This window comes from Sulfurovum sp., from assembly GCF_049668085.1.
GTDB lineage: Bacteria > Campylobacterota > Campylobacteria > Campylobacterales > Sulfurovaceae > Sulfurovum.
In genome coordinates this window covers 1-9,965 of record NZ_JBATIY010000156.1, presented here as the reverse complement: position 1 = coordinate 9,965, position 9,965 = coordinate 1, and the positions used below count along the sequence as shown (strand labels likewise).

Below are 9,965 nucleotides of genomic sequence, written 5' to 3'. Positions count from 1 at the left end.
ATTATTGATAATTTTGAAGATACACAAGATGTCATAAATATTCTACGTAAGGAAGGTGTCAAGTGTGCTATTGATGATTTTGGAATAGGGTATTCTTCTCTCTCTTACCTTAAAAAACTATCTTTTGACACCCTAAAGATAGATATGGAATTTATAAAAGATATTGAGTATAAACAGGATGATATTATATTGGTTAAAACTATATTGGATATAGGAAAACAGTTTAACTATCATATTGTTGTAGAAGGAATTGAGGAAGAAAAACAAAAAGAGTTACTTTTAGATATAGACAAAGATCTTGTATATCAAGGGTATCTTTTTAGTAAACCGGTCCCGTGTGAAGTGTTTACAGAAAAGTTTTTAAAAGAATAATCTTATATGATCTAAAGTGTTTAATGCATACAACCAAAATGACCGTAAAACTTACACAGTAAGCTAGATATACTATGACTTCATAGAGTTTAATGTATACTATCATCATGAATTTAAAAATATCACTCTCTAAGATTAAATCACTGCAGACTGTTGATGAATCAATCATCACTACGCTTTATACATTATCAAACAGAAGTCTTGCTGTTCTGATTGTTTTAGCTGCTTTGACAACTGCAGCTTTGTATCCTATGCTTCATAATAGTATCCTATTTTGGTTCATGAGTTTAGTAGTATTGGTTGGGTATAGAGTTTATTCTGTATATCTTTTTAAAAAGAAGCCTGAAAAATACTCCATGAAAGTATGGTATAAAAAGTTTATCTTGTCTGCTGTGATCACAGCGATTATTTTTTCTACCATAGGTTTTATTTTTATACATCAGGTAGATTATTATTATCAAGTTTATATTATTGCTGTACTCTTGGGGTTGGCTTCGGGGTCTATAGTCTCTTTATCTCCAGATATACGGTTAAATATTGTGTATGCAGGCATACTTTTGATTCCTCTTATTATTACATTTTTATTTCTACATGATACACCTATACATCTCATATTGGCTATTTCATTAATTTTATATTTTATTGCACAGGTCACAACGATACTGAAAATAGATGCGCAGAAAAATGAATTTGATCTCTTAAAGTCAGAACATATGCTATTAGACAGTTTGTTCAAGAATGCACCTCTTGGGATCTTTACCTATAATAAAGATCTAGAAGTCATAGAATGCAATGATCAGTTAAACACTTTATTTGAGCATACCAAAGAAAGAATTATAGGGATGAACTTATCACAGCTCCCTGATAGCAGTGTATTGGGACATTTGCAAAACGCAATCACGCATGGGCCTCAATCTTATGAAGGTCCCTATACTTCATTGAATGGTAAGGACTTTTGGATAGATGCAAAAGCTTTCTCATTTACTGATAGCTCTGGTGTCACAGGTGGTGTGGGCATGATAGAAGATAAAACAAAAGAACATGCAGCATTAACTGAGCTTGAATATATGGTTCAGCATGATGTGCTGACTGGCTTGTTAAATCGTAGAGGTTTTAAAAACTATATAGAAAACCTTGTGAAGCATAAGAAACATAAAACATGCTTCTCGATCCTTTTTTATCTTGATCTCAATCAGTTTAAAAGTATCAATGATTCTTTAGGGCATGAGGTTGGAGATGATGTTCTTATTGCTGTCTCTCAACGTTTAGTAAAGCTTTTAGGTGAAGAGTGTATGTTAAGCAGACTCGCTGGAGATGAATTCATTATTATCGTACCTCATGTCTCACAAGATGAAAGTAGAGCAAATCAAGAAGCCAGAGAATATTCAAGCAAGATACAGAATATTTTTTTAGATCCTCTTATCATAAAAGAGATGCATTTACATATACGATCGAGTATAGGTATAGTTCTTATGGAACCTGGCTATGCAAATACTGAAGAGATCATACGACATGCTGATCTTTCCATGTATCAAGCTAAAATTGCCAATGACCATGTATCCTATTACGATTCATCTCTGGATGAAAAGCAAAAAGATCTTTTCCTTCTTCAGCATGATCTTGGATATGCTGTCAAAAAAGATCAGTTGGATCTATTTTTTCAACCTATAGTAACGATTAAAAAAGATAAGCTACGTTCTGCAGAAGCCCTTATAAGATGGGAACATCCAGAAAAAGGATTATTGTCACCACAAGACTTCATACCACTGGCTATCAAAGCTGGTTTACTTTCACAGATCACATGGTGGGTGATTGATAGAGTATGTCAGCATATATCTCAGTGGAAAAAAGAAAATCAATGGAAACTTGACTATGTTTCGATCAATGTGAATGCTCAGCAATTTGTAGAAAATAATTTTGCTATAGAGTTTTTAAAAAAATTGGATGCTTATGGATTAGAGACTCAAGATATTATGATAGAGATCACAGAACGATCTTTGATCGATAATTTTGACAATACACAGGATGTTATCAATACATTACGAAAAAAAGGGATTAAATGTGCTATTGATGATTTTGGTATAGGATACTCTTCTTTGTCTTATTTAAAAAAGCTCTCTTTTAACACATTAAAAATAGACAAAGCATTTATAAAAGATATAGGATCAAATCCTAAAGAACTGGAGCTTGTTTCAACAATACTCAATATTGGAAGACAATTTAATTATAATATAGTTATAGAGGGTATTGAAAATAAAAAACAAAAACAGTTGCTGCTCAGTCTGGACAATAAACTCAGATATCAGGGGTATCACCTCTCCAAACCCTTACATGCAGAAGAGTTTACACAACAGTTTTTAAAATAGCTTGATAGATTATAGGTACTTATGAGTAGGGGTAGATCAGATATCATTAAAGGTTCATATTGTATGTAAAGTAATGAGCGAGAAGATATGATTTTACACGTATTCTATATGATCTAAATAGAGCTTTGAAGATATATTAGGATATATTACTTATTAGAGATATTACTGGATATGCTTCCTTGGTCTAATCATCTTCCCACTTCACTCAGTGAGGAAAACACTAATACTATTCTTTAGGTTTAATATATGAAGATAATCAATTACATCACGAGCTTTGATCAATGGGGTGAAGTTGATGAAAATATGGTAAAAAACCTCTATTTATATTCTGAAAAAAGTCTTCGTTCAGTCATATTGATCGCCATACTTATATCCGTTATATTGTCAAACACTTCTTTGGGATACACTATGTATCTTTGGGGTGCTATAATCATACTGTTTAGTCTTTATAGGCTTTATTCCGCATATCAATTTAAAAAAGATCCAACACAATATAGCTTGAAAAAATGGCATAAGATATTTGTTATTCATGCTATTGTTCTTGTATTATTAATTAATATACTATCCATTTTTATGCTTCCACAAGTAGAACAGGCCTATCAATTATTTATTATGATAGTCTTTCTTGGTTTGAGTGGAGGTGCTGTACAGTCCCTATCTCCAGATTATAGGTTATCCCTTCTTTATCAGGGGCTGGTATTGTTCCCTGTTACAATTATGTTGGCACTACAGGGCTATGCATTAAATTTTTATGTTGCACTTATTGTTCCAGTATATTTCATGACACAATTGAATATTATCCGACAGGAACATATACAAGTACAAAATTTATTGAAAAAAGAACAAGAGATCTCAAATGTACAGGAACTTTTAAAAGAGAAACAGAACAGGTTGGAATATTTCTTTGATGAACATCCTCTCGCTGTAATATCTTATGATACAAAGTTGATAGTAACAGATTGTAATATTGAAGCTGTAAATCTTTTTAAGAATCAAAACCTAATCGGTTTAGACCTTCATAATCTAAAAGACAAGGGACCTTTTGAATCAATTAAAAAATCACTTACGGATGGTGTGCAAGTATATAAAGGACCATATCATACACTGACAGATCTTGACCTGTGGATCGAGATCAAATGTTTACCTTTAGCTGATAGTAGCGATCAAGTAACAGGTGGTATTGTAATTATTGAAAATAAAACAGAAGAGAACAAAGCACATCAGGAGTTAGAGTATCAAGCTTATCATGACACACTGACATCACTTTCAAATAGGCGAGGTTTTCTCAATTTTATAGATAATATGATTCATCAAGATTTGCATAAAACCCATTACTCGTTACTCTTCTATATAGATCTTAACCGTTTTAAACATATCAATGATTCTTTAGGACATGGCATTGGTGATCAATTATTAATTGAGGTTTCAAAACGTCTGAATGAGAGCATTGATAGTGCATCAAGCCTTAGCCGTATAGGAGGTGATGAGTTTATTATTGTGATTCCTTTCATATCAAATCATAAAGGTACAGCAAAAAGAGATGCCAATAATTTTGCTTTAAAACTACAAGAACTTATCAGAGAGGTATTCATTGTTGATAATATGCGTTTGTATATCAAAGCAAGCATAGGTATTGTCAGTATTGATCCTGATACGCATGACATTGAGGAAATTGTTCGTCAGGCTGATATCTCTATGTATGAGGCAAAAGAACATGGACAGAATGAGTATATCTCTTTTTACAATTCAAGATTAGATCTTGAAAGAAAAAATGTTTTTTCTTTGCAACAGGATCTTGTGTATGGATTGAAAAATGATCAGTTCAGACTTCATTTTCAACCTATCGTCAAGATTAAAGATAATAGCGTTTATGCTGCAGAAGCACTTATACGATGGTATCATCCTACAAAAGGTCTTATCTCACCTAATGATTTTATTCCTTTAGCTATTGATTCAGGGGCAATTATGGATATAGACTGGTGGGTGATAGACGTTGTTTGTAAACAGATCGGTCAGTGGAAAAAAGATAATATGTGGAATCTTCATTATGTTTCTTTCAACCTTAATGCACAAGAGCTTCTAAGAGAAGATTTTGTAAATAATTTTCTAATTAAACTAAGTGAATACGGTGTAGAAAAAAATGATATTAGAATTGAGATAACAGAGACGAATCTTATCGATAATTTTGAAGATTCACAAGATGTGATCAGTATATTACATCAGTATGGAGTTCGTTGTGCCATTGATGATTTTGGTACAGGTTACTCATCATTATCCTACTTGAAACGATTATCTTTTAACACACTGAAAATAGACAGAGCATTTATACTGGATATTGATGATAAAGATGAAGATATCCTGCTTATGCGTAATATCATCAGTATAGGAAAACAATTTGATTATGATATTGTTGTTGAAGGTGTGGAGAAGGAAAAACAAAGAGAGACCATAGCATCTATAGATGATGATGTGCTTTATCAAGGTTATCTTTTCTCTCCTGCTGTAAATGCAGAAGAGTTTGAAAATAAATTTTTAAAGCTTTAAAAAACGATCTGCCCATCATGTTGCATACGTTTGATGATGCCTTGTGCCATCTCATGACCTTGGTAGGCTGCTTTTCTACACCACTCTATGGCTTTTTCTTTGTCTTCTTCACAACCTAATCCCATATCATACAAAGCACCTAGGTTAAACTGTGCCTTTGCATTACCAGCTTGTGCAGCTTTTGAGAAGAGGATAAATGCTTTTTTGTAGTCCTGTAGAACACCACGACCTTCTTTGAACATAGCACCTAGATTGTTGAAGGCATCTATGTTTCCTCTTTTGGCTGCTTCTTCGTACCAAAAGGCTGCTTCTGATTCATTTTTCTCACAACCTTCACCATTTTCAAGCATGAGTGCTACTTCAAATTGTGCTACAGGTACTTCTCTTGTCGCTGCTTCAAGATAGTAATCGAATGCTTTTTTAGTGTCTTGATCAACACCATAACCTCTAAAATAGAGGAACCCTAGGTAGTAGTAAGAGACAGGGTCTTTTTGCTGTTCAAGCGCTGTATAAAGCTCGAAAGCCTTCTCATACTCTTTTGCCAGTAGAACGTTGTATGCTTCTTGTGCTAGAGGAGTCATTATACACCAAACCCTGTAAGTTCTGCACTTACTTTAGTGATTTTATTTTGTGCATCTTCCAATGCCTGTTTGTTTGTAGCCAGAACTTCAGCGGGTGCATTGGCAACAAATTTTTCGTTGTTTAGCATACCGCTAAGTTTTTGTATCTCTTTTTCAAGTTTTTCTTTCTGGCGTGTCAACTTGGAAATAATAGGTGTCATATCTATCTCACCTGTTGGCAGATACACTTCAAGGTTATCAGAAACATCTGTAATAGAATCTGCCACTTTTGCATCTACAAATTCTATATTTTCTACTTTAGCCAATTTTTGGATGAATGGACGAGCCATTTCAGTATCTATGTTCACATCTAGTTTGATGTAGGCTTTTTCTATCTTGCTGTTACCCATATCGATGACTACTTTTGCACGTCTCAGTGCAGTAATAGACTCTTCAATGATCGCAAACATATTTTCAGCTTCTTCGTCTCTTTTGATCTCTTTCGGGAAGTTCATGACCATGAGTGACTCACCCTCTTCAAGTGTAGTACCTGAGAGTTTGTGGTAAAGGTGGTCAGAGATAAATGGCATAAATGGAGATACCATTTTCAGTGTCTCTTTGAAGATAGCTCCAAGTTCTACAATGCTCTCTCTGTCTGCCTTAGAGTATTCAATACCCCAATCACAAAATTCGTTCCATACGAAGTTATAGAGCGTTTTGGCTGACTCATCAAATTTATAAGACTCAATAGAGACACGGATCTTTTCTACTGCAAGGCTCAAACGGCTTTGCATATAACGACCAAGTGGTGTTTTGACTTCAATATTATTAAGTTCAGGGAAAGTCTCAACGTTAAGTTGTAGGTAATTTGTTGCATTGTAAAGTTTATTGGTAAAGTTTCTAAACTGCTCTAAGTTCTTTGCACCCAGTTTGATGTCACGACCTTGCACAGCCAAGTATGCCAAAGTAAATCTTATGATGTCTGCAGAGTGCTCTTCAACCATATCAAGCGGATCAATTACATTTCCTTTTGATTTAGACATTTTAGCACCAGTTTCATCTCTTACAAGCGCATGCATGTAGATATCTTCAAATGGGAGTTTTCCTTGGAAATGTTCTCCCATCATCATCATTCTTGCTACCCAGAAGAACATAATGTCAAAACCTGTGATCAGCAGTGAATTAGGATAAAAGTCTTCCATGTCAGTTTCATTATAGAGTTCAGAGAGTTTCCCGTTATTTCCCCAACCTAAAGGCGACATCGCCCATAAAGCTGATGAAAACCATGTATCGAGTACATCAGGGTCCTGTGTCAGCTTTTTTGATGCACATTTTGGACAGGCCTCAGGCTCATCTTCTTTATCTACCCATTGGTGACCACAGTCATCACAGGTAAAGACAGGGATTCTGTGTCCCCACCAAAGTTGACGAGAGATACACCAAGGACGAAGTTCATCCATCCATGCGGTGTAAGAGTTTATCCAGTGTGCAGGGTGAAAGTTGTTGTGTTTTTTAGTCTCTTTGATAGAATTCTCAGCTATTTTTTCACTCAAGAACCATTGTTGAGAGATAAAAGGTTCAACAATATTTTTACATCTATAACAATGACCTACTTGATGTACATGTTCTTCGATCTTAACGATATAGCCTTCTTCTTCAAGTTTTTTAACAATGACAGGTCTGGCTTCAAGTCTTTCCAACCCTGCAAATTCACCACAGTAGTCGTTTAAGATACCTTTTTCATCAAAGACTTTGATAAACTCCAAGTCATGTCTTTTTCCTACAGCGTAGTCATTTTGGTCATGTGCAGGTGTTACTTTAACTACACCCGTACCAAATTCCATATCTACATGTGTATCGGTAATGACTTTGATCGTTCTGTCTGTGAGCGGTAAAAGTACTTCTTTTCCTACGATGTCTGTATAGCGATCATCGTCAGGGTGTACCATAATGGCTGTATCCCCAAAGTATGTTTCTGGTCTAGTAGTCGCTACTTCCAACTCTCCTGAACCATCAGCAAATTTATAGATCATCGTATAGAACTTACCATTTACTTCATCGTGTTCTACTTCGATATCAGAGAGTGCACCATCATGTGTACACCAGTTTACCATGTAGTTGTTTTGAGTGATGTGACCTTCATTATAAAGCGAAACAAACGCTTCTTTGACTGCTTCTTTGAGCCCTTCATCCATGGTGAAACGTTCACGCTTCCATGCAGGAGTAACACCTAATTTACGCATTTGATGCACGATATTCCCGCCACTTGTCTCTTTTTGAAGCCAAGCACGCTCAAGAAACTTCTCACGTCCTAACGCTTCTTTGGTAGTACCTTCAGCTAAAAGTTGTTTCTCAACGATATTTTGCGTAGCAATACCCGCATGGTCAGTACCAGGCTGCCAAAGTGTTTTGAATCCATCCATACGCTTATAACGCGTAATGATGTCTTGAAGTGTAAAGGTGAGGGCATGTCCGATATGTAGAGAACCAGTAACATTTGGTGGAGGCATCATGATGGAGAAGTTTTTACCTGTTTCCTGTATACTCTTATTCCCCTCTATTTCAAAATACCCACGCTCTTCACAGAGTTTATAGTAATGATCTTCTACTTCTTTTGGGTTATATGTTGCTTTTTTTTCAGTTGTTTCGCTCATAGCTTTTGTCCCTATGTATAATAATTGTCGCGATTATAGCGTAATGGTGCTTTTTGTTTTATGGCAGTAAAGCCAAATCTTCTATTTCAAAGATTTGGGATTAAAAGAGGGGAGTTTTATTCTCTTTATGCCATTGGATAATTGCATCCCATGCTTCCTGGGCATTATCTGCATAGGTGATCATATTAAGATCATTGGCTTCAATGACATCTTCTTCTTTTAAAAATTCAAAATTAACAGCGCGTTCCCAATACTCTTTACCTACTAAGACAACAGGAATAGAAGGGCTTTTTAATGTTTGAATCAGTGTGAGTATCTCAAAGAGTTCATCCATGGTTCCAAAGCCACCCGGGAAAACGACCAACGCCCTGGCACGCTGCATAAAATGGAGTTTGCGCATGGCAAAGTAACGAAATTGAAAACAGAGATCTGGAGTAATGTAGGGATTTGGAAACTGTTCATGTGCCAGGTCGATATTTAGACCTATGGACTTAGCACCAACATCCAGGGCACCACGATTTGCTGCCTCCATGATACCTGGGCCACCTCCAGTCATCAAAGTGACATGACAGTCTTCAGGGTTTTTACCACTTTTTCCGACCAGCTGACCAAAACTACGGGCTTCATCATAGTAAATACTTTTACGTACCATACTTTCTGCTTTTTTGAGTGCAGTAAGAAGTTTTTCTGAATGAGGAGAGTCTTCCAACTCTTTTTCAATCTTTTTCAATGCTTTCATCGCATCATCAAACTCAACAATACGCGCACTGCCAAATACGACGATGGTATGATCAATGCCTTGTTTTTGCATCTTGACCTCTGCCTTAAGATAATCAAGCTGAAGTCTTACTCCTCTGGCTTCATCAGAGTAGATAAAATTTTTATCTTCCTCTGCAACTTCAAAGGTGGGGTCACTGATAATGGCTTTGATCTGTTCTAATGTTTCAGACTATTCTTTGGACTTTTTTTTCATATGAATATTATACATATATTTAGGCTGAATTACTTTGAATAGTTTTTAATGTTATAATTTTTCATATTAATTCTAAAGGCAAACTATGCAAAATATAGCGATACTCTGTTCCGGTGGTGATGTTTCAGGCATGAATGCTGCATTGAAACGTTTTGTTGAATACAGTATTGCAAAAGGACTTACACCATTTTTTGTAGATAGTGGTTTTGAAGGCTTGATAGACAACAAGATAGTTAAGGCTGACTACCGTGATGTCGCCGGCATCATTTCAAGAGGCGGCACGAAGATACACTCTTCTCGTTCTAAGCGTTTTATGAAAGAGGAGTATCGCAAACAAGCAGTTTCAAACCTCAAATCCCATGGCATAGATTCTTTGATCGTTTTGGGTGGAGATGGTTCTTTTAAAGGGATACAGGCACTGAGTGATGAGAGTGAGGGACTAAGCTTTGCAGGCATCCCTGCTACTATAGATAATGACATAGCAGGGACAGAGTAC

At 35.7% G+C, this 9,965-nt stretch carries 7 protein-coding genes; 4 read left to right on the top strand and 3 right to left on the bottom strand.

The window, feature by feature from the left end:
- The 3 genes from WBM70_RS09755 to WBM70_RS09745 form a co-directional block, all read left to right on the top strand.
- The coding region (locus tag WBM70_RS09755) for an EAL domain-containing protein (RefSeq protein WP_424558322.1) at positions 1-372 on the top strand (372 nt) is incomplete at its 5' end.
- Positions 373-479: 107 nt separating this feature from the next.
- Positions 480-2,738, top strand: coding sequence for an EAL domain-containing protein (locus tag WBM70_RS09750; protein WP_424558321.1), 2,259 nt, complete (start codon positions 480-482; stop codon positions 2,736-2,738).
- 246 nt (positions 2,739-2,984) lie between these two features.
- A complete protein-coding gene (locus WBM70_RS09745; protein ID WP_424558320.1) occupies positions 2,985-5,282 on the top strand; it encodes a putative bifunctional diguanylate cyclase/phosphodiesterase in 2,298 nt (765 codons plus the stop codon).
- On the opposite strand, the gene WBM70_RS09740 is transcribed toward WBM70_RS09745, so the two are convergent.
- The 3 genes from WBM70_RS09740 to WBM70_RS09730 form a co-directional block, all read right to left on the bottom strand.
- Positions 5,279-5,863 (bottom strand): tetratricopeptide repeat protein, encoded by a 585-nt coding sequence (locus WBM70_RS09740; protein ID WP_424558319.1) that lies wholly within the window; start codon positions 5,861-5,863, stop codon positions 5,279-5,281. The genes WBM70_RS09745 and WBM70_RS09740 overlap by 4 nt on opposite strands.
- Positions 5,863-8,496: a valine--tRNA ligase gene (locus tag WBM70_RS09735; protein WP_424558318.1), complete on the bottom strand. Its 2,634-nt coding sequence runs from the start codon at positions 8,494-8,496 to the stop codon at positions 5,863-5,865. The genes WBM70_RS09740 and WBM70_RS09735 overlap by 1 nt, the downstream gene beginning before the upstream one ends.
- A gap of 100 nt (positions 8,497-8,596) precedes the next feature.
- Complete coding sequence (locus tag WBM70_RS09730; RefSeq protein WP_424558317.1) at positions 8,597-9,307, bottom strand: LOG family protein; 711 nt, start codon at positions 9,305-9,307, stop codon at positions 8,597-8,599.
- A gap of 247 nt (positions 9,308-9,554) precedes the next feature.
- Here WBM70_RS09730 and WBM70_RS09725 point away from each other — a divergent pair.
- Positions 9,555-9,965 (top strand): 6-phosphofructokinase (locus WBM70_RS09725; protein WP_424558316.1); only part of this gene is annotated, 411 nt, incomplete at its 3' end.

Bases quoted from the DNA above. Each gene is read 5' to 3' on its own strand.
- WBM70_RS09750 (WP_424558321.1), top strand. From the start codon at position 480: ATGAATTTAAAAATATCACTCTCTAAGATTAAATCACTGCAGACTGTT.
- WBM70_RS09745 (WP_424558320.1), top strand. From the start codon at position 2,985: ATGAAGATAATCAATTACATCACGAGCTTTGATCAATGGGGTGAAGTT.
- WBM70_RS09740 (WP_424558319.1), bottom strand. From the start codon at position 5,863: ATGACTCCTCTAGCACAAGAAGCATACAACGTTCTACTGGCAAAAGAG.
- WBM70_RS09735 (WP_424558318.1), bottom strand. From the start codon at position 8,496: ATGAGCGAAACAACTGAAAAAAAAGCAACATATAACCCAAAAGAAGTA.
- WBM70_RS09730 (WP_424558317.1), bottom strand. From the start codon at position 9,307: ATGCAAAAACAAGGCATTGATCATACCATCGTCGTATTTGGCAGTGCG.